Here is an 18,200-nt window from a genome sequence, read left to right on the forward strand (position 1 = left end):
CGCCGTGCAGCCGGGTCCTGTGCACCCGGCACCCGGGAAAGGACGGCATCCCGGGGAAGAACCCGTCGTCACGCGTCGCGTATCCCCAGGATGTACGCCGCGGTAAGCGCAACGGTGCGGTCTTCGTCGTGTGACAGATCGGCGAGGGCGCGTGACGCCGTGGTTCCCGGGATGTCCGCAAGCGCCTGTGTCAGCCGCCGGCGTGCAGGCGATTCAGCGGTGCCGCAGGCGAGGCGGTCGACGAGCCCGGAGGCGATCCGGTCCGCCGGCTCGGGACGACTCGCCAGCACGCTCAGCGCATCGGCTGCATCGACGTCGTTCACCCCCTCGACGACCATGTCGATGAGCGTCGGAACCGCGTCGGCCACTCCGCGTGCCCCGAGCGCCAGCGCCGCATACCTGCGGACCACGATGTCGGGGTTCGCGAGGGCGTCCTGCAGCAGTGCGGTCGCCTCACCGCCGGGAATCTCAGCGATGGACTGGACGGCGCGTTTGCGCACCTCGGCTTCCGGCGAGCCGAGGCCCTCCCCCAGCAGCGCCGATCCGCCGGCCCCCGACTGCGCCAAAGCCCACCGGAGGGCTCCGGCGACGTTCGGGTCCGTCTCGCTCAGCACTGCCTCGACCAGTGCTTCCACCGGCACCGGGACCTCTTCGGCCGAGGACGCTGAGGACAGGGCCGCGCGCTGGCGCCTGCCTGCGCCCTTCGACCCCAACGCCTGCAGGAGGGAGACGATCTGCAGGACGTCCTCCCAGCTGGCGGGTTCCGCGGCACCGACCCGGCGGAGCCGCGTGAGCAGCTCCGTCTCGTCCGCGATGCGTTCCCGCGTCTGGTGGATGAGGTCGTCGACGAGCTCTGCGGGCGTGAAGCCGGGATCATCGAGCGCGCGCCCGACTTCGTGCAGCGACAACCCCAGCGACCGCAGGCTCTCGATATGGAAGATCCGCTGGATGTCCTCGCTGGAGTACTCCCGATATCCGCCGCCGGTACGACCCGTCGGCCGCACCAGGCCGAGCGAGTCGTAGTGCCTGAGCATGCGGGCGCTGACCCCGGACCGCCGGGCCACCTCACCGATCAACATCGCCCGTCACCCCTCCTGGCCGGTCCGGCCGAGGGCCACGACGCGCTTCGCCTCTTCGACCGCGAACTCGAATCCGGCCTCAGGGTCGCGCAGCAGCCGTTCCGTGGCGACGGCGTGCGCGCGCACGCGAGGGTCGGGATCCGTCATCGCGGCGCGCAGCGTCGGCAGGATCACCTCGCCGAGCGCGATGAGCGCCCGGCTGAGGCTCAGTTGCACCTCACGTCCGCCGCGCCCGAGCTGCGTCGACAACACTGCGGCCAGCTCGGGCTCCTCACCTTCGGGCACGAGCACGACGGCGGTCCGCCAGGCGCTCCGCGCCACCTCGTCGTCGGTGTCGGTCAGAAGCGCCCGTGTGATCGCCGGCCATGCCCGCCGATCTCCGATCTTGGACAGCGTGTGCAGTGCCTGGCTCCGTGCCTGCGCACGCTCCGAGCGGACTTCGCCGAGGAGCTCGGGAACCGTCATCGACGCCGGGTGGCGGGTGAGCGCCCATGTGAGCATGTCGCGCACGTAGAACTCGGGTTCGATCGCGCATCGCTCGATGAGTTTGCCGACGAACCGCGGGTCGGGGGCCGTGCCGGCCGCCAGTGCCGCCCTCAGCCGTACCGACGAGCGGCCGTCCTCCAGCCCCTGGAAAACCCGGACCGCGTCCATGTCCTGTTTCGGCATGGTCATCGGAACCACCTCCTTGGCTCCAGTGAAGACCTTGTCACCGTGTCAAGGTCAAGCGGCCGGCGGCGCCATGCGGACGCGCCCCGGCCTGCTGCGGGCTGATCCTGGCGTCGAGGCGGCCTGTGTGTGCGGCCCGGACCTGTGGCCGTACCGCGGCGCCGATGCGGTGACCGAGCCGGCTCGCCTGGGAGGTGATCGGCGGCTATCGGTGAGGCATGCGCCGCCGCGGTGGCCGCCCGGGGCGGAGGCCGCCGCCGGGGCGGTGCGTGGTGGCGCGCGGCGTGGTCCTACCGGCCACCGCGTGACGGTGTGGGAGGCCGTCGGCGGGGTGCCAGCGCACGTTGCTGGCCCAGTTCAGGCGTTCGAACAGGCTGATGAGTGCCGCTGAGGGATCGAGCTGGCGGGGGCCGCGGCCGTGCCGGGCGCAGCCTGGCTGGCTGTGGTGGCCGTTGTGCCAGCTCTCGCCGAAGGACAGCAGGGCCAGCGGCCACAGGTCGGTGGAGCGGTCGTGGCGGCGGGTTCTGTACGGCCGGTCGCCGATCACATGGCACAGGGAGTTGACGCTCCAGGTGACGTGCTGCAGCAGCGCGATGCGGACCGGACCGGCCCAGATGAACGCGGTCAGCCCGCCGTACAGGCTGCCGCTGATCGCCCAGCCCGCAGCGAACGGAAGGAGCAGGGACGCGGCGCACAAGGCGGGGAAGGCGCGCGCGATGCGCAGCATGGCCGGATCGTTGCGCAGCAGGTCGGGGGCATAGCGCGCGGCTGATGTGGGCTCGCTGGAAAACAGCCAGCCCAGGTGGGCGTGGGCCAGTCCGCGCAGTTGCCCACCGAGGTGGGCGCCGTAGCGGTAAGGGGAGTGCGGGTCGCCGGGCCGGTCGGTGAAGGCGTGGTGGCGGCGGTGGACGGCCACCCAGTCGATCAGGTTGCCCTGGAAACTCATCGACCCGGCCACGGCCAGGACGACGCGCAGCCAGGGGCGGGCGGTGAAGGAGCGGTGGGTCAGCAGCCGGTGGAACCCGACGGTCACCCCCAGCCCGGTCACGATGTAGAAGGCGGCGGCCAGCAGCAGGTCGGTGAGGCTGACACCGGTTCCCCACGCCAGCGGGACACCGGCGGCCAGAGCGATGAACGGCACCGCCACGATCGCGGCGGTCAGCGTCACCTGAGCGGCCCCGGCTCGCGCGGGAGCGGCGGATCGGGGGAACGGCGAGCTGCCGTCATAGTCCGCCTCGGTGAGGTCGCGGGTGGTCGGCATGCCGGGTCACGCCACGATCGGGAAGCGGCGGTCGAGGCCGGTGATGCGCAGCAGCCGGGCGATGCTCGAGGGAAGGCCGGTCAGGGCCAGCGTGATGCCCCGTTCGCGGCCGTGGCTTTGCACGTCGATCATCACGCCGAGGCCGCCGGCCCCGCAGAAGGTGACCTGGGACAGGTCCAGGACGAGCAGGTCGGTGCTGTTGTCGAGAGCGTTCAGCAGTCGCCGGCGTAGCCGGGTCGTGGTGAGGATGTCGATGTCTCCCGACAGGTGCACGAAGGTCGGTGCCGGGGCGTTCGCTCTGCCGAGCGGGGCGGTGTCGATGACGGTCATGGAAATCCTGTTCGGAGAAGGTGATATGAGACCGGATGCCTGCCGACCGGAGATCGGTCCGCCGCCGGAACGGGCGGTGCCTGAACCGCTCGATCCGGCCGGCAGGCGGTACGGTGACCTCACGCCGGTGACGGCGGCCGGCTGCCTGGAGCGGTCGCCTCCTGCGCGATGACCGATCCGCCTTCGTTCTCCCAGCGGGCCGGGCTGCCTGCGGTCCGTACGCCGGACGCCGGATGGGGCGGCGGGCTCGTCAGGGTGAGGATGTCGTCGGCGGTCAGGCCGGCGTTGTCCCGGGCGATGGGTTCGAGCGTGGTCTGGGCGGCGCCGACGGCGGTGCCGGGCGGGATGCCTGGTGCACGCCTATCCGCACGTGGTCCGGCCCAGGCGCTGGTCGACGGCGGCGATGAGATCGGGCAGCTCGGCCGCCGCGTCGCGGGAACAGGGCCACCAGGCCCCGTCTGCCGCCGCCCGCCGATTCGGTACCGGGTGGAGGGCGAGCCGCAGCGCGGAATCGGCCCGAGGGATCGCAGATGAGACGGAGCTGAGCGGTGCCCGTTGAGAAAGAAGTGTCGGCGTCATGGTCGCCTGGCCTGTCCGGGCCCTCTCCGAGAAGGGGGCCGGTGGTGGTTCACCGGGGGCGACGCCGACTTGAGTGTCAACGCTCGAAAAGCCCTCGGTGCCCTCAGCCTACCCCATGACTTCCGGAAACACAGGCCGGTCACGGACCGTCCCGCTCTGCGCCCTCCACACCGCCGTCCTGGGCGACTACACCACCGCGCTCGAGCACGCTCCGCTGGCCGACTCCACCAAGGCCAAGTACGTCTCCAGGTTGCGCGGCTACCTGGCCTGGCTGGCCGGTCAGGCCGGCGCCCTGGACGGTGACCCCCTCGCCGACCCGGTCACGGCCACCCGCGCGGTGCGCGACTTCCGCCGCCACCTCAAGAACGGCCGCCGCGCCCCCAACACCATCGACGGCTATCTGTCGGCCCTGGACGACTTCTACACCCGCCGCGGCCTCGGCAAGCCCCGGGCCCGCCGCGAACGCGACGTCCGCCGCACCGCCCCCCGCGCCCTGGACGCCCACCGCTACATCCGCCACGTCCAGCTGATCGCATCCCCGCGGGACAAGGCCCTCGCCCTGCTGCCCTGTCTCGCCGGCCTGCGCATCTCCGAAGTCGTCGGCCTCGATGTGGCCGACGTGCGCCTGTCGGCCCGCAAGGCTGAGCTGCGCATCCGCGGCAAGGGCCGCGACGGCGGCAAGATCCGTCTGCTGCCCGTCCACCCGGACCTGCGCCAGGCCCTGACCGACTGGCTGGAGGCTCGCGCCGGCTGGGAAGGAGCCGGCAGTACCGCGGTGTTCCTCAATCACCGCGGCGGCCGCCTGAGCGACCGCGCCGCCCGCGACATCATCACCGGCCTCGGCGACGCCGTCGGCCTCAACGACGACCCCGCTGAGCCCTTCAGCCCGAGCGTGCTGCGCCATACCTTCGCCACCCAGCTCATCCGCGACGGCAAAAACCCCATCCTGGTCGCCGAACTGCTGGGACACGGTTCCCTGGACACCACCCGCCGCTATGCGCTGCTCACCGAGGCAGACAGGGAGGCCGCCCTGGACGCCCTCATCGCCGACCGCTGGACAACCCGGCAAGAAAGCCCTGCCGGTGCCTGAGAGGTGTCTTTCGGAGGAGAGTCCGAGGCACTCCTCAGCGGGCGGTCGCAGAGTCCGTCGACGGGATGGGCAGAACCAGACGCACGCAGGTGCCTTCGCCCGGGGTGCTGTCGACGTGCACGCTGCCGCCGTGCATGAGAGCGATCTTGTTGACGATGGGCAGGCCCACCCCGGTGCCGCCGACCGCCTGCTCCTCGGCCTCGGGAGCACGGTAGAAGTCATCGAGGACGTACGGCAGGTCCCCGGCGCTGATGCCGATGCCGGTGTCGCGGACTTCGAGTGACGGGGTGGGCTCGCCCAGGACGGTGACGGTGATGGCGCCACCGGGCGGGGTGAACTTGATGGCGTTGTCCAGCAGCTGGGCCAGTGCGTGGTGCAGCCGCCCGGCGTCGCCCCATACCGCGACGTGGGCCTGGGATCGGAAGGTGAGCGTCAGGTTGCTGTCCCAGGCCCTGGCCGTGGTCACCGAGCACACCTGGCGGGCCAGAGTGGTCAGGTCGAGACGGGCCGGAACGTAGCTGGCGGTGCGCGCGCTGAGACTGGACAGCAGCAGCAGTTCGTCGACCAGGCCGCGGATGCGGTCGCTGTTGCGCTCGATCACGTCCAGGAACTTACGCTCGGTCGTGGCGTCCAGCCCGCCTTCCTGGATGATTTGCAGGTAGCTGCCGATCGAGGTGAGCGGGGTGCGCAGCTCGTGGTTGACGGTGCGCAGGAAACCGTGCTTGAGCTCCTCGACCTCGGCCAGGCGGGTGATGACCTGTTCGGACTGGCGGGCGTAGTGGTGCAGCTGCAGCAGGTCGGCCGCGCATGTGGACAGGGAGGCGAGGGCGCGGCGCTGGGCGGTGCTCAGCCGGCGTGGCATGTGGTCCATCACGCACACCGTGCCCAGCACGTAGCCGCGGTCGCTGATGACCGGGGCACCGGCGTAGAAGCGCACGTAGGGTTCCCCGGTGACCACCGGGTCGTCGCGAAAGCGCGGATCGGCCAGCGTGTCGGGCACCTCCAGCAGCCGGCGGTCCATGATGACGTGGGAGCAGAACCCCAGCCACCGGTCCATGCCGGTCTCGGTGATGCCGACCCGGCCTTTGAAGTACTGCCGTTCGGCGCCGACGATGCTGACCAGCGCCATCGGCGCCTGGCAGATCAGCGCGGCCAGTTCGGCGATCGCGGAGAAGCGGGGCTCGGCTGTCGGTTCCATCGCCCCGAGCGTCTCGATCTCCTGGATCCGCCCGGCCTCATCAGATGGCAGTGGCCACTGCGTCATCGCACCCCTGTCCCACCCGCTGCGCTGTGTGGCTCGTCACTGACAGGGTGTACCCGGCGCGGCCGGCTCCCCTGTGGGGCGACGGGTAAAAAGCCGTCTGCCCGGACTCCTGCGCCGGGCCGGAGCGCCTGTATGCCCACCCGGTGGACCTGCGGCATTCCGTCGTGCATCGTGAACGGATCGTGCACGCCGACGGACGACTCGAAGCCTCGCCGGACCCGACGAAGACCGGCTCGTCCTCCACGACCATGACGCGGGACGAGCCGGGTCGCTTCTTTCGCCCGGTTCAGGGCTTCGTGTCGGCCTTGATCAGCGAGAACCTCACCGTCTGCCGGTCATCGGACCGGCCAGGCCACCTGGGTGAGCAGGTCGGCCTCGGCGGTCACAGCCGGGTCGTTGAGGTAGGTCTCCCGGGGCGGACCGGCGATCTCGTGACCGTGCTCGGTGATCCAGGCGGTCAGGGCGTGATAGGCGGGAGCGATCTCGTCGTGGCGGCCCTGATGGACGGTGACCGCGGCGGTGACCGCAGCCATCTGGCCTACCTGCACCGAAGCGGTCGCGGCGACGGGCGACCCGATCGGTATGCAGATCTCGATGTCGCCGTCGTTGTCGGCGTCGATGACATCGTGGAACACCAGGAAGGGAGCGCCGGCCGGGTGCCGACCGGCTTGCGTGAGGATCCCGACGAGGGTGCCGAAGCCCTCGGCGATCGTCGCGCCGACACCGGCCAGATCGGTGCGGCGGCGCACCGAGGCCACGGTCTGCGCAGGCAGCGTTTCGACGGTGATCGTGTAGTTCATGAGGCGCTCCTCGCCGTTGATCAATCGGGTGATGGCGGCCAGCATGTGATCGTGGCGGTCGCGCTCCGCCCGCAGGCGTTGCCGGTGCGCGCTCAGCAGGCCGGAGACCTCCTCCGGGGAGGCGGACAGCACCCGCTTGATCTCCTCGATCGGCATGTCGAGCGCCCGAAGCCTGCGGATCGTCTCCGCCTTGCCCGCCTGGCTGAGCGCGTAGTAGCGATAGCCGCTGGAGGCGTCGACCTGCGCCGGCCGCAGGAGACCCAGCTCGTCGTAGAGGCGCAACGCCTTGACCGACAACCGGGTCATGGCCGAGAACGTGCCGATCAGCACCAGCCGAGCCATCACCGACCCCCCATCGCATCCTGGTCCGCCCACCGTCGGCCCTCCCCCGGGGGGAAGGTCAACTCTCGGAGGACGGGCATCGGGGCGGTCGGTGCCCTTGTGACTCAGATCATGCTGTGGTGCCATGAAGGCGAACCCGGAGAGAAGGGGCCTCATGACCGATCAGCCGTTCCGGTCTCCGCAGAGCCTACGCACGGAGAGGGGTGGCACCGGACTGTATCCGGAGATCGCCGGCCCGCGCGGGCAGCGGTTCCAGGTGCTGAATCTGGCCCTCGGCTTTGAGTCCGGGCTGGTCGTCCAGGCGAACCAGCCCGATTCCGATGCCTCCGGCTCGAGCGAGTCCGGGGAGGAGGCGGCCGAACTTCCGTCCCACGCGATCGGCTCGTTCGGGGTCGACTTCAGCGCGACCGTGCGGTTCGCCGGAGCCGAGGTGTGGAGGATCGGCTGGGTGCAGACCGTCGAGTCGGCCGACTTGTGGGTGCTCTACCGCAACGGCGCGCGCTCCGCCCGGCATCGCACGATGCTGCCGCAGCGTATGCGCGACAGCGACACCTCCAAGGGCTGCTGGTACGGCAACGAGTCGCGCCGGAAGGCCGACCCCGCCGCCCCCGTCACCGTCGGGTTGATGGACGACCCGGCGCTTCCCTTCCACCACCCCCACCACCCCGGCGGCGGGTCTGGCCTGGCGGCCCTGGCCGGCTGGGCGCCGGCCGGGTGCGGTGGGACGAAGGAGTTCTGGACGTGGCTGGTCGCCGTCCGGGAAGACGCCGATCACCAGCCGGTGGAGGTGGTCTACCTTCACCACGTCCACTGGAAGGTCGTGTTCGACTGCGTGATTCACGGTGACGCCGACGAGCCGACCGCGACCGTCCCCGCCACGTCCGGGGTGGTCCTCCTCGGCGAGGGCGTCGGGCAGGGCGGGGCGACGCCTGTTCTCGGCGGACGCGGGGTTCTGCCGCGGGACGAGGTCAACCGGGTGGAGCAGCTGCCCGATGGCGAACAGCGGTGACGCTCAGCCGTTCGTGCTGCCGGGCGCGCCCGGCTCGGGGCGTCTCTCCCCCGGGCCTCGATATCGCCGGGCCGCGGTTGCCGTCGGCCAGGCGCGGGGTGTTGCCGAAGGAGCGGACGCCGAGTTCGAAGGTCATGGCAGGTTCCGGTGGGTCGCGTTTCAGAAGGAGGTTTCAGAAGGAGCAGGGGCCGAAACGGCCCCAGGCGATGACGGCTGCGACGATCAGCAGGACCGCGTTGAAGACGATGGCCCGGGGCTCATTGCGGCGAGCGTGCGTGATCATCGCGCCGACCATGATGATGACCAGGCCGGCCGCCGCCAGCGGGGTGAGGATCGGGGCGGTGCCGAGCGCTGCGGGCAGGATCAGGCCCAGGGCGGCGGCGAGTTCGGCGACGCCGATGAGCCGGACCACGGTGGGCGAGAAGTCCTCCACCCAGGGCAGTTTCCCGGCGAGTTCGTCCTTGGGCCGGGTCGACTTCATCACGCCGGCCATGCCGAACATCGCGGCGAGCAGGGCCTGCAGGATCCACAAGGTCGCGTTCATCGCGGGGGGCTCTTTCAGATCAGGAAGGTGAGGAACACAGGAGGGGGACCGGGGCCGAAGCCCCGGGTTCTCGGCCGCCCGGATCGGGCGGCCTGTCGGCGGTGCGGTCGATCCGCGGCCGCCGGCAGGCCGGGCAAGCCGGTCAGGAGCAAGTGACGGCGATCTTGCCGAGGGCGCCTTCGCCGAACGCGGTGAACGCCTGGTGGGCCTGCTCCAGCGGGTAGGTCGCGGTGATGGGAACCCGCAGCGCCCCGGAGGCGGCCTGCTCGGCCAGCACGGTCAGGGTCTGGCCGCCGGGGTCGGCCATGATCGGATGAACGGTGACGTCCGGGCGCTCGACGGCGTCGGGGGCCAGGCCGCCCTCTTCCGCCGCTTCCCCACCCGAGAAGACCTGCTGGAAGCCGTCTTCGCCGACACCATGCGCACCTACGTCGAGGCCGCCCTGGCCGAGGCCGACCCCTGGAACGGCTTCACCGGCTACATCCACACCGTGTGCTCCATGCAGGTCGCCAACCGCGGCTTCGCGAACGTGCTGACCATGACCTTCCCCGCCGCCGCCCACCTGGAGGAACAACGCGCCCGCGCCTACCAGGGCTTCCTGCAGCTCATCGAGCGTGCCAAGGCCACCGGCCGCCTGCGCCCCGATTTCACCGACCAGGCCATGGTCATCCTGCTCATGGCCGGTGAACGGCTTCTGGCCGGTCGTGCAACGTCGCCGTGCACGGCCGCAATCGGAGGCCTCTCATGGCCGCCGGAACCCCGGACGGGGTCATGTCCACGAGTCGGCGTGCTGCGACGCCATGAAATGCAACCGATGGTTGCGCAATGTCGGCTCCCCGGATAACCTGATGTGCAACAAAAGGTTGCAGGAGGCTGCCATGGAGTTCGGAACCATCGAACGCGAGGTCTACATCGAGGCGTCACCCGAGACCGTCTTCGAGGTGGTGAGCAGTCCCGGCCATCTCAGGCAGTGGTGGCCGGACGACGCCCGGTACGAGCCGGTGCCCGGATCGACGGGAGAGATCGTCTTCGGTGACCCCGGCGCCGGCGGGGCGGTGGTGGCGTTCACCGTCGTCGACGCGCGACCGCCGCGGACGTTCTCGTTCCGCTGGACGCACCCGGCGGGCGAGGCCGCGGCGGAGGGCAACTCGCTGCTGGTCACCTTCGACCTGACCCCGTCGGGCGGAGGGACGCTGCTCAAGATGACCGAGACCGGTTTCCGCGAGATGGGCTGGGAGGCCGCCGTCCTCGAGCAGCAGTACCAGGAGCACGTCACAGGCTGGGACTTCTACCTGGCACGGCTGGCGCCGTACGTCGCGACGCTGCGGGTGCGGTCATGAGCACCGCGGTGGCCGAGAAGGTCGACGACGACCTCTGGTCCGCGATCGGGGACCCGACCCGGCGCCGCATGCTCGACCTGCTGCTCGTCGAGGGCGAGGGCACCGCGACCACGCTGAGCCGGCACCTGCCGGTCACCCGCCAGGCGGTGACCAAGCACCTCGGCGTCCTCGACCGGGCCGGCCTGGTCCGGGCGACGCCGGCGGGCCGGGAGAAGCGCTACCGGGTGGACGAGGCCCAGCTCGCCCGCGCGGTGGCCCAGCTGGCGTCGGTCGGGTCGGCGTGGGACGCCCGGCTGCAGCGGATCAAGCGGATCGCCGAGGCGATCCAGCGGACCGGACAGGACTGACGAGACAAAGGAGAGACGAGATGGCAGACATCCTGCACAGGGTCGGGGTCAAGACTCCGACGCCGGAGAAGGTGTACGACGCGCTGACGACCGTCGAGGGCCTCGCCGGCTGGTGGACCGACGACACGAAGGGCAGCGGCGACGTCGGCGGCGTGCTCGAGTTCCGGTTCCCCGTCGGCGGCTTCGACATGGAGGTCGTCGAGCTGCGGCCGTCCGAGCGGGTGGTGTGGCGGGTGGCCGACGGCCCCGGGGAATGGCTCGGGACGACGATCGACTGGGACCTCCGCCAGGACGGCGACTACACGATCGTGCTGTTCAGGCACCAGGGCTGGAAGGAGCCGGTGGAGTTCATGCACCACTGCAGCACCAAGTGGGGCTCGTTCCTGATGAGCCTGAAGTCGCTGGTGGAGACCGGCGAGGGTGCGCCTGCCCCCCGGGACGTGCAGATCAGCGACTGGCACTGAGCCGGTGGACGGCCGCCGCCGACGGGCGTCACCCGCCGGCGGCGGCCGGACCCGGTCTCCGACGCGCCGCCGATTCGTCAGGCCTTCCAGGCCGGTGCCGGTGGTGAACGGCCGGGCACCATGAAGCCCCCTCCGGCCGGCGTGCCCAGCGCCTCCGAGGGCGCCGGCAGCCCTTGGAGGCGCTGCACCGCGGTGCCGTCACCGGCGTCAGCGGGGCTCCTCGGAGGAGGCGGTCTCCATGAAGGACATCAGCCGGGTGGCCGGGTGGCGGTCCAGGGCGTAGCGGGCGCGGTCGTAGGCGCGGGTGGTGCGCGGATCGGCGTGTCCCATGGCGTCCTGCACATCGCGCAGGGCCACGCCGGCGTCCAGGGCGAGGGTGGCGAAGGTGTGGCGCAGGCTGTGCGGGGACAGCCGGTCGGCCGAGGGAATGCGCGCGGTGCGGGCGATGCGCCGGATCAGCTTGGTGACGGCCCAGCGGTCCAGGCGCTTGCCGCCCGGGTGCGGGCCGGAGCGGACGGTGGCGAACAGCGGCCCGGTCAGCCGCTCGCGGCCGGTGCCGGCGCGCATCGCGCGGTCGGTCAGGTATTCCTCGACGGCGTGGGCGATGGGCGGGGCCAGGGGGAGCGTCTGGCGTTTGCCGCCTTTGCGGGTGACGGTCAGGGTGCGCCAGCCGCGGTTGTAGCCCAGGTCGTCGACGTCGGCGCCGCAGATCTCGGCCACCCGGACGCCCTCGGTGAGCATGACGCCCAGCAGGGCGGTGGTGCGCAGCCGCAGCGGCCGCTCGTCGGCGGCGGCCGCGGCCAGGAAGCGGGCGGCCTCGGCCCGCGACAGGCCGATGGTGGCCGATACGTCGCGCTCGCGTCCGGGCCGCTCGGCGGCGGCCGCGGGGTTGCGCTCGCAGACGTCGTTGCTGATCAGATAGGCGTACCAGGCCGATACGGCCGACAGCTTGCGCGCCACCGTGGCCGCGGCGAACCGCGTGGCCAGGTCGGCGGCGTACAGGTCGACGTCGGCGCGGCGGGCCTGCAGCGGGTCCAGGCGGCGCCGCGCGCACCAGCTCAGCCAGCCGTGCAGATCGGTGCGGTAGGCGGCGGCGGTGGCCGCCGACGCGCGGGTCTCCAGCCAGATGGCGGTCAGCCGGTGGACGCCGTAGGGGTCGGCCGGGTCCACCGGCCCGAGGGCGGGCAGGGCGGTCACGGCCTCGGCCAGCGCCAGGCGCCGCCGGGCCACCGGCCCGGCGGGCACGACCGCACGGCCATCGGCACGACGTGCTTGCCGCGCCTGTCCCCCGTCACCGGGCGCGGTTTCCGCGGCCACTGCGGGAGGCTGCGGATCCAGGAGATCGTCCACGAGATGACCGTACACCATAAGCGGAATTATGTGGTACGAACAGCAATCGGAGGTTAAGCGTTAAGAAAACCGCTTTATTGTTTCGCTTTCCTCGAAAGCTAAAAGCTGTAGGCTGATCGGCATGTCTGACGACCCAGCGATCGCCCTCGGTGCCGGTTCCCCCTCCGCGGAGGAGGACGAGCCGGCCGGGACCTGCCTGCTCGACGGTTGCGGCAACCCGCTCCCCCCGCCGCGGCGCGACGAGCACGGCCGGCGCATCGGAGGCCGCCCGGCCAAGTACTGCAGCCCCGCGCACAAGGACGCCGCCGCCCGGGCACGCCGTGAGCAGCAGGCCGCCGCCGTCGCCGAACCGCTGGCCGCCGCGGCCTCCCTGGCCGAGACGGTGCTGCCGGCCGCCGAACGGCTCGGCGGCGTGCTGACCGAACTGACCGCGCACCTGAGGGCCGCCGAGACCGGGGCGCTGGCCCGCATCGAGGCCGCCGACGCCGAGACCGCCCAGGCGCGCAGGGAGGCGGCCGAGGCCGACGGCCGTGCCGAGACCGCCGAGCAGCGTCGCCGGGAGGCGCTGGCCGCCGCCCGCGCCGACGCCGAGGCCCGCGCTGCGGCCGAGCGCCAGGCCGCCCGCGCCATGGCCGACGCCGAGGCCGCGCGGCAGCAGGCGTGGGAGGAGGTGGCTCGCCACGAACGAGCCCGGGGCCAGGCCGAAGCCGCTCGGGACGCCGCCTCGGCCGCCCGCGAGGAGTCGACCGTACGGCTGCGCACCGCCGAGGCCGCCCTTGAGGAATCGCGCGCCGAGACCCGCCGGCACACCGGCCGGCTCGCTGCGGCCCAGGCGGAACTGGCCGCGCAGACCAGCTCCAACGCCCGGCTGCGGGAGCGACTGGACGCGGCCGCCGGCCGGGCCGAGCGCGCCGAGGCCGAAGCCGAGCGGCTGCGCAGCGAGCTGGACACGATCCGGGAGGCGTCCGATCGCCGGCGTCAGGAAAACGATGCCCGGAGTGAACGGCTGCAGACCGAACTGGACCAGGCCCGTACCCGGGCGATCGCGCAGCAGGAGACGATCGGAGAGTTGCGGCTGGCCGCGCAGGCGGCCGCCTCGCGCGCCGCCGAGGCGGAACGTGCCCGTGCCGCCGTCGAGCGGGAGCTGGCCCGCCTGCAGGAGCAAGCCGGGGACGGCGACGCGGTGCCCGCCGAGAGGTGACCGGTGCCGGGCACCACGGGACGCCCGGCCCTAGGCGACGTCGGGCCGGGTCATCAGCGGCGACCGCAGATGCAACTCCAGGCTGGGGCCGGTCAGGGGCACGGTGGTCCACGTCGCCGCCGCTGTCCCCGCCTCGGCGTCGAGCACCAGCCGGACCCGGTGCGGGGTGGTGATGACGTAGAGGTCGGCGACGAACGTGTCGCCCTGCCAGGCGCCGGCGGCGACGACGGGACGGCCGAGCGGCGAGCTCTCCCGCCATTCGCCGTGGCCGACGGCGACCTTGAGGGACGCCCCGAGCCGCAGGTGCCATCCGCCGTCCACCGGTTCGACGGCCACCGTGGTTCCGCCGGGCAGGGCCGAATCCTCGGCGGAGGCGTCGATCACCGCCGCACCGGAGCGGGAGGGGGCGGCCGAGCCCGGCACCGGCGCGAGCGACAGCCGCCGCAGCCGATCGGCGAGGATCTCGTCGTCCTGGGCGCTTTCCGCGCCGTCCAGGCCGGGCAGCAGGCAGTCCCAGAAGACGCCGGGCAGCGCGTTCGTCCGCTCGGCGGCCGCGGTCACGACGACCACGAGATCGTGGGACGGGACGACCACGCACTGCTGGCCGAAGGCGCCGTCGCCGTGGTAGCCGTGACGCGACATCCAGAACTGGTAGCCGTACCCGCAAAGGAAGTCGGGGTTGAGGAAGTCGTCGTCGAGTGGCCGGGTCCCGATGTGCCGCCGGGTCGCGAGCTCCACCCATTCGCGCGGGACGAGCCGGCGGCCGCCCCAGACGCCTCCGCGCAGCAGCAACTCGCCGAAAGCGGCGACGGCCTCGGTCGTGAGGTGCAGCCCGTGGAATCCGAAGGCGGCACCGCTCGCCACCCGGTCCCACTCGGCGTGGTCGATGCCCATCGGCTGGAACAGGCGGTCGCCGAGCAGCTCCGGCAGGCCGCGGCCGGTGACCCGTTCCACCATCCGGGCCAGGATGAACGTGGTCGCGTTGTCGTAGGTGTGCCGGGTTCCCTCAGGCTCGGAGAACGGTACGCGCAGGAAGCCCTTCACCAGGTCGCCCGGTTCCAGCCGCCAGGCCTCGGCGAGGCTGTCGGTGCTGTGCCCGGCCGTCATGGACAGCAGGTGGTGCACGGTGATGCGGCGTCCCTGTTCGGAGACGCCGGCCGGAACGTGGTCGGGCAGCACGTCCACCACCCGGTCGTCCAGCGAGAGCCGCCCGTCGGCGATCGCGAGCCCCACTGCGATCGAGGTGAACGACTTGGTCAGGGAGTAGAGCAGATGCGGGCGCTCGGCCGAGTACGGCGCCCACCATCCTTCGGCCACGACGTGACCGTGGTGTACGACCATGATGGAGTGGAGCTCGACGGACTGCGCTTCGAGCCGGTCCAGCAACGCGACGATCGAACGGGAGGAGATCCCCGAAGCCGCCGGTGTCGAGCGCGGTAGCAAGATCGTCTGAGGGCGCATCCGGGCACCCTAACAGGCCCGGTGCCCCCGAAACCACGGAGATTCGCGGCGTGACGGGGCGGTCGGTGCCGGGCCCGGCGCGCAACCGTCACGCCCGCGCATGCCTGGGCGCGGATCCGCCGGGCGTCCGGTACCCGCTCGGCGAGGACGAACGGGTGAGGTGGGGGCCGTCCTCGTCCGGTCACTGCGACCGGTCGGCCGCCGAGTGCGTCCGCTGCTCGATCTCGGGCTGGAGGGACTCGATCGTGTGGCGGACGAGATCGAGTTCCTGTTTGATCGTGCGCAGTGTTCCCGCGGTGTCGGCCAGCCGTCCCGCCCTGCCCTGGGCCTCCAGCCGGGCGCACAGCTCGGCCAGGGCGGTGGCGCCCATGTTGACGGCCGAGCCCTTCAGGCTGTGGGCCTGCTCCTCCACGTCCTTGGCGTCGCCGCGGTCGACGGCTTCGGTCAGTTCCTCGACGGCGTTGGGGGCCTTGCTGACGAAGGAGGTGGCGAGGTAGTCGACCATCTCCCAGTCGTCCTTCATCGCGTCCGGGCCGGCGAGTTCGTCGAAGCGGTTCCTGATGGCGGTCTCCCGGTCAGCCGTCCCGGCCACCTGCGGCGGTTCTCCCGGACCGGGCGCGGGCTCCGCGCCGGAGGCCGGTTCCGCGGGCCGCAGCCGTTCGAGGAGTTCCTCCAGTTCGTGCGCGCGCACCGGTTTGGCCAGGTAGTCGTCCATGCCGGCGGAGCGGCAGGCCTCCCGGTCCTCTTCGAGCACGCTGGCCGTCAGCGCCACGATGTACGGCCGGCTCTCGGGTACTTCGGCACGGATCCGCCGGGTCGCCTCCAGCCCGTCCATCTCCGGCATGTGCATGTCCATGAGGATCACGTCGTAGGAGGTGTTCCGCGCCGCCTCCAGCGCCTCCACCCCGTTGCCGACCGTCTCGACGCGGTGGCCGAGCCTGCCCAGCATGCGCTGCGCGACCTTCTGGTTGACCTGGTTGTCCTCGGCGAGGAGCACGTTCAGCGGGGTCTGGGCGGCGGTCTCTCCGGCGAGGGTTTCCTCCGGCAGGCCGGCGGTCGCCGCCCCGGCCGCGGGAGCCTGCCTGCGGGCTATCGCGCCCGCGAGCCTCTCCCGGAGCACGGAGCTGCGGACCGGTTTGGTGAGCACGGCGTCGAACGGCTTCCGCTCCCCGCCCCTGGCCCTCCAGTGCACACTCGTCAGCAGCATCATCGGCAGGTTCCGGCCGGCGGGAAGGCCTCTCAGCACTTCGGCCAGCTGCTCGCCGTCCATCCCCGGCATGTGCATGTCCAGGACGGCGACGTCATAGGAGCGGCCGGCGGTGAGTAGTTCCACCGCCTCACCGGGCGAACCGATGTCGGTGCATTCCATCCCCCAGCTCGTGAGCTGCCGTCGCAGCACGTGCCGGTTGGTCGCGTTGTCGTCCACGACCAGGGCCGAGCGTCCGGCGAGCTCCACGGCGGTTCGGGGCGGCTCGGGTCCCGGGTGATCGGGGCAGGCGGCCAGTTCCGCGGTGAGGGTGAAGGTGGAGCCGACGCCGACCTCGCTCTCGACCGTCAGGTCGCCGCCCATCGCCCGGGCCAGCCGCCTGCTGATCACCAGGCCGAGGCCCGTGCCACCGTACTGGCGGGTGGTGGACGAGTCCACCTGGCTGAACGACCGGAACAGGCGGTCCATCCGCTCGGCGGGGATGCCGATGCCGGTGTCGCGGACAGCCACCCGGAGGCGGACGGGAGCGTCGGCGCGGTCGGAGAGCCGCTCTCCGTCCGCGGTGACGACGATCTCACCGGTTTCGGTGAACTTCACCGCGTTGCTGAGCAGGTTGACCATGATCTGCCGCAGCCGCGTCGTGTCGCCGCGCAGCGTGCGGGGGCAGTCGGGGGCGACGTTCCCGACCAGTTCCAGGCCTTTGCTCTCGGCGGCGAACGCCATCAGGGAGAGGGCTCCCTCCAGGCATTCGCGCACGTCGAACGGCTCGTCGTCGAGGTCGAGCTGGCCGGCCTCGATCTTGGAGTAGTCCAGGATGTCGTTGATGACGGACAACAGGGCCTCGCCGCTGTTGCGCACGGTCTCGGCGAGTTCGTGCTGGTCGGCGTCGAGCTCGGTGTCCAGCAGCAGGTCGGTCATGCCGATGACGGCGTTCATGGGGGTGCGGATCTCGTGGCTCATGGTCGCCAGGAACGCCGCCTTGGCCTCCGCCGCGGCGAGCGCCTCGTCCCGGGCCCGGGAGACGGCCAGGACCGAGACGTTGACCGCCTCGGCCATCTGCGCCATCTCCAGCGGTTCGTGCACCTCCGCCGGGCGGCTCATGTCCCCGGCCGTGACGCGTCCGGCGGCGGCGGTCACCTTCTCCGCCGAGGAGGTGACCTTGCGCGTCGTCCACCACGCCACGGCGCCGACCAGCAGGACCGAGCACAGCGATCCCCACAGGATGACGTTCCGGGCGTTGTCGGCGCTCTCCTCACCGGCGCGCTCCCGCAGGGCGAGCAGGCGCGCCTCCTCCTGCCGCGCCTGATCCAGCAGGGTCTGGATCAGGAGCATGCTCTGCCTGCCCCGGTCGGTTCCCACGACCTCCTGCGCCGCGTCGAAGCCCTCCTGCTGCCGGAGCCGGATCGTCTCGGCCAGTTCGTCGCGTTTCTCCTGGACCGCCGACTGCAGCCGGTCCAGGAGCGCCTGCCGGCGGGAGTCGTCCGCCGTCAGGCGGCGCAGCTCGGCGATCTCGTCGTCGAGCCGCCCGCTCGCCTGGCGGTAGGGCGTCAGATACTGCTCCTGTCCGGTGATGAGGTAGCCGCGCTGCCCCCGCTCGGCGTCCTTGATCAGTTCGCTGACGACCCCGATCCGGTCGAGGACCCGATGCGTGTGCTCGACCCAGTGCAGGTCCTGCTGCAGGGCGCCGATGCGCGCGTAGGAGCTGATCCCGATGGTGGCGAGAGCGAGGAACGCGATCGCGTAAACGAGCGCGAGCAGCCCGCCCACGGTCCAGCGGGGCCTGTGCCGCCTCTCGCCCGAGCCCGGCGCGTGCGGCCCGGATACGGGCGCGGGTGCCGCCATGGTCTCGCCTCCCCCACTCGC

General features: G+C 71.9%; 18 protein-coding genes. 6 read left to right on the forward strand and 12 right to left on the reverse strand.

Annotated elements, in window-relative coordinates; genetic code table 11:
• Nucleotides 1-68: 68 nt before the first annotated feature.
• The 5 genes from FHS22_RS31905 to FHS22_RS39710 all read right to left on the reverse strand — a co-directional run bounded on the left by FHS22_RS31905 (nucleotide 69) and on the right by FHS22_RS39710 (nucleotide 3,918).
• Complete coding sequence (locus tag FHS22_RS31905) at nucleotides 69-1,079, reverse strand: MerR family transcriptional regulator (RefSeq protein ID WP_184947905.1); 1,011 nt, start codon at nucleotides 1,077-1,079, stop codon at nucleotides 69-71.
• Nucleotides 1,080-1,085: 6 nt separating this feature from the next.
• The gene (locus FHS22_RS31910; RefSeq protein WP_184947906.1) at nucleotides 1,086-1,754 is read right to left on the reverse strand and encodes a HEAT repeat domain-containing protein; all 669 of its coding nucleotides are present in this window, start codon (nucleotides 1,752-1,754) and stop codon (nucleotides 1,086-1,088) included.
• A gap of 199 nt (nucleotides 1,755-1,953) precedes the next feature.
• On the reverse strand, nucleotides 1,954-3,009 hold the full coding sequence (locus FHS22_RS31915; RefSeq protein ID WP_184947907.1) for an acyl-CoA desaturase: 1,056 nt from the start codon (nucleotides 3,007-3,009) through the stop codon (nucleotides 1,954-1,956).
• Nucleotides 3,010-3,015: 6 nt separating this feature from the next.
• Nucleotides 3,016-3,339, reverse strand: a complete 324-nt coding sequence (locus FHS22_RS31920) for an STAS domain-containing protein (protein WP_184947908.1) — start codon at nucleotides 3,337-3,339, stop codon at nucleotides 3,016-3,018.
• A 360-nt stretch (nucleotides 3,340-3,699) separates the two neighbouring features.
• Entirely contained in the window at nucleotides 3,700-3,918 is a 219-nt protein-coding gene (locus FHS22_RS39710; protein ID WP_221474377.1) for a DUF5994 family protein, read from the reverse strand.
• Nucleotides 3,919-4,033: 115 nt separating this feature from the next.
• Here FHS22_RS39710 and FHS22_RS31925 point away from each other — a divergent pair, with 115 nt between their 5' ends.
• The gene (locus FHS22_RS31925) at nucleotides 4,034-5,008 is read left to right on the forward strand and encodes a tyrosine-type recombinase/integrase (RefSeq protein WP_184947909.1); all 975 of its coding nucleotides are present in this window, start codon (nucleotides 4,034-4,036) and stop codon (nucleotides 5,006-5,008) included.
• Nucleotides 5,009-5,042: 34 nt separating this feature from the next.
• Here FHS22_RS31925 and FHS22_RS31930 read toward each other — a convergent pair whose 3' ends face one another.
• Nucleotides 5,043-6,272 carry a GAF domain-containing sensor histidine kinase gene (locus FHS22_RS31930; RefSeq protein WP_221474378.1) on the reverse strand — a complete coding sequence of 410 codons (1,230 nt, stop codon included), beginning with the start codon at nucleotides 6,270-6,272 and terminating at the stop codon, nucleotides 5,043-5,045.
• Nucleotides 6,273-6,607: 335 nt separating this feature from the next.
• The gene (locus tag FHS22_RS31935; RefSeq protein ID WP_260408502.1) at nucleotides 6,608-7,414 is read right to left on the reverse strand and encodes a MerR family transcriptional regulator; all 807 of its coding nucleotides are present in this window, start codon (nucleotides 7,412-7,414) and stop codon (nucleotides 6,608-6,610) included.
• A gap of 256 nt (nucleotides 7,415-7,670) precedes the next feature.
• Here FHS22_RS31935 and FHS22_RS31940 point away from each other — a divergent pair, with 256 nt between their 5' ends.
• Nucleotides 7,671-8,423, forward strand: coding sequence for a hypothetical protein (locus FHS22_RS31940; RefSeq protein WP_184947912.1), 753 nt, complete (start codon nucleotides 7,671-7,673; stop codon nucleotides 8,421-8,423).
• Nucleotides 8,424-8,595: 172 nt separating this feature from the next.
• On the opposite strand, the gene FHS22_RS31945 is transcribed toward FHS22_RS31940, so the two are convergent.
• Nucleotides 8,596-8,967: a DoxX family protein gene (locus tag FHS22_RS31945; protein WP_184947913.1), complete on the reverse strand. Its 372-nt coding sequence runs from the start codon at nucleotides 8,965-8,967 to the stop codon at nucleotides 8,596-8,598.
• Between the two features lie 142 nt (nucleotides 8,968-9,109).
• The gene (locus FHS22_RS37510; RefSeq protein ID WP_338048048.1) at nucleotides 9,110-9,529 is read right to left on the reverse strand and encodes a zinc-binding dehydrogenase; all 420 of its coding nucleotides are present in this window, start codon (nucleotides 9,527-9,529) and stop codon (nucleotides 9,110-9,112) included.
• A gap of 316 nt (nucleotides 9,530-9,845) precedes the next feature.
• Here FHS22_RS37510 and FHS22_RS31960 point away from each other — a divergent pair, with 316 nt between their 5' ends.
• Genes FHS22_RS31960 through FHS22_RS31970 form a run of 3 tightly spaced genes read left to right on the forward strand, consistent with a single transcriptional unit; the run spans nucleotide 9,846 to nucleotide 11,118 of the window.
• Entirely contained in the window at nucleotides 9,846-10,307 is a 462-nt protein-coding gene (locus FHS22_RS31960) for an SRPBCC family protein (protein WP_184947914.1), read from the forward strand.
• Complete coding sequence (locus FHS22_RS31965; protein ID WP_184947915.1) at nucleotides 10,304-10,654, forward strand: ArsR/SmtB family transcription factor; 351 nt, start codon at nucleotides 10,304-10,306, stop codon at nucleotides 10,652-10,654. Before FHS22_RS31960 ends, FHS22_RS31965 begins: the two co-directional genes overlap by 4 nt.
• Nucleotides 10,655-10,674: 20 nt before the next feature.
• The gene (locus FHS22_RS31970) at nucleotides 10,675-11,118 is read left to right on the forward strand and encodes an SRPBCC family protein (protein ID WP_184947916.1); all 444 of its coding nucleotides are present in this window, start codon (nucleotides 10,675-10,677) and stop codon (nucleotides 11,116-11,118) included.
• Nucleotides 11,119-11,325: 207 nt separating this feature from the next.
• On the opposite strand, the gene FHS22_RS31975 is transcribed toward FHS22_RS31970, so the two are convergent.
• Complete coding sequence (locus FHS22_RS31975) at nucleotides 11,326-12,468, reverse strand: tyrosine-type recombinase/integrase (RefSeq protein ID WP_221474381.1); 1,143 nt, start codon at nucleotides 12,466-12,468, stop codon at nucleotides 11,326-11,328.
• 121 nt (nucleotides 12,469-12,589) lie between these two features.
• Between FHS22_RS31975 and FHS22_RS39065 the strand changes: the two genes are divergently transcribed.
• Nucleotides 12,590-13,669, forward strand: coding sequence for a hypothetical protein (locus tag FHS22_RS39065; RefSeq protein ID WP_184947918.1), 1,080 nt, complete (start codon nucleotides 12,590-12,592; stop codon nucleotides 13,667-13,669).
• A 30-nt stretch (nucleotides 13,670-13,699) separates the two neighbouring features.
• Here FHS22_RS39065 and FHS22_RS31985 read toward each other — a convergent pair whose 3' ends face one another.
• Complete coding sequence (locus FHS22_RS31985) at nucleotides 13,700-15,130, reverse strand: serine hydrolase domain-containing protein (protein WP_184947919.1); 1,431 nt, start codon at nucleotides 15,128-15,130, stop codon at nucleotides 13,700-13,702.
• Nucleotides 15,131-15,311: 181 nt separating this feature from the next.
• Nucleotides 15,312-18,179, reverse strand: a complete 2,868-nt coding sequence (locus tag FHS22_RS31990; RefSeq protein WP_184947920.1) for a response regulator — start codon at nucleotides 18,177-18,179, stop codon at nucleotides 15,312-15,314.
• Nucleotides 18,180-18,200 lie beyond the last annotated feature (21 nt).

The sequence above is a fragment of the Thiemannella venezuelensis genome, assembly GCF_014203605.1.
GTDB lineage: Bacteria > Actinomycetota > Actinomycetes > Streptosporangiales > Streptosporangiaceae > Planomonospora_A > Planomonospora_A venezuelensis.